The sequence below is a fragment of the Alkalilimnicola ehrlichii genome, from assembly GCF_003399765.1.
Lineage (GTDB): Bacteria > Pseudomonadota > Gammaproteobacteria > Nitrococcales > AK92 > AK92.
Genome location: NZ_NFZV01000078.1, coordinates 1 through 1,205, shown reverse-complemented (window position 1 = coordinate 1,205; position 1,205 = coordinate 1). Strand labels below are relative to the sequence as shown.

The following is a 1,205-nucleotide window of genomic DNA, read 5'->3' as shown; positions in this document are numbered from 1 at the left end:
GCGCCGTGATGAGATACAGCGTTGAACGGCTATTCTCAGGTTTCTTCCCGCGCGGGTGTGAGACATCGCGCCGCTAGCTGCTCCATCAGTAAGTTCAGTGCGGGGTGTTCCGGTGCGTCGCGTCGCCGAACGAGCCGGGTAGGGGTATCCGCTATTGCGGGCGGCAGGTGGTATGCCTTAACCAGCGGCGCACGCGGGTGCTGCTCCAGCAGGCTACGCGGCAGGAGACCGACGCCCATACCAGCGGCAATGCTGCCAAGAATCGCTTCTACCGATCCGTAGTTTTGCCGGGCGGATACTTTCAGTTCCGCCTGTTGGCTCCAGCGCTCCAGCCGTTCCCGGTAGTGGCAGCCGACGGCGAAACCGATGAGGCAGACTGGCGCCTCGGTGAGGTTGTCGGGGCTGATCCCGGGCGGTAGCACTAACATCAATTCTTCATGCCAGACCGTCTCTTCTATCAAGCCGGGGTGGTCAGGTGCGCCTGCGATCAACGCGGCGTCCAACTCCCCCGCCAACACTTGTTCGATGAGATGGCGGCTGGTGCCGGTGGCAAGCGTCAGGTTCACGCGCGGCGCATCACGGTGAAAACGAGCGAGTGCTTCAGGCAACCAGACGGCGGCGGTGGTTTCCATCGCGCCGAGACGAAGATTCCCGGCCAACTCGTCTGTATGCACGCTGCGCCACGCAGCCTGGCATAGTTCTTCAAGCTGCTCGGCATAAGGCAGCAGCCGTTCGCCCGCTGGAGTTAGCCGCAGGCGTTGGCCGCGACGCATGAACAGCGCTGCGTTCAGTTGCTCTTCCAACTGGCGTAACCGAGCGGACACATTGGAGGGTACGCAGTGCAGCTGCCGGGCTGCAGCGCCGAGGGTGCCGGTCCGATTTACCATCAAAAAATAGCGCAGCAGCAGCGGATTCAGGCGTTGCCAGTCGTTCATGGTTGAGATTCACTATTAATGAAAATATATTTCAGGAGTTTTCATTTTTAGTGATTCTTTGTCCAGCCTAAACTGCTCTTAGTTTCATTTAGGGCTGGGCTCAACGTGACCGACCAAGCTCCTTCTTCACGGCAAATCATTATCACGTTGCTGGCTTGTGCCGCGGCGTTGTTAGTCGTGCATACGCTTGGGCGATTCATCTTCGCTCCGCTGTTGCCGTACTTCATCAATGACGGGATGCTCACGGCTCAGCAAGGCGCGCAGCTGGCT

Annotated in this window: 1 protein-coding gene; it reads right to left on the bottom strand. The window is 59.3% G+C overall.

Annotated features, from left to right (window positions below; genetic code table 11):
* Window positions 1-35: 35 nt before the first annotated feature.
* A complete protein-coding gene (locus CAI21_RS22735) occupies window positions 36-935 on the bottom strand; it encodes a LysR substrate-binding domain-containing protein (RefSeq protein ID WP_116304386.1) in 900 nt (299 codons plus the stop codon).
* Window positions 936-1,205: the final 270 nt, after the last annotated feature.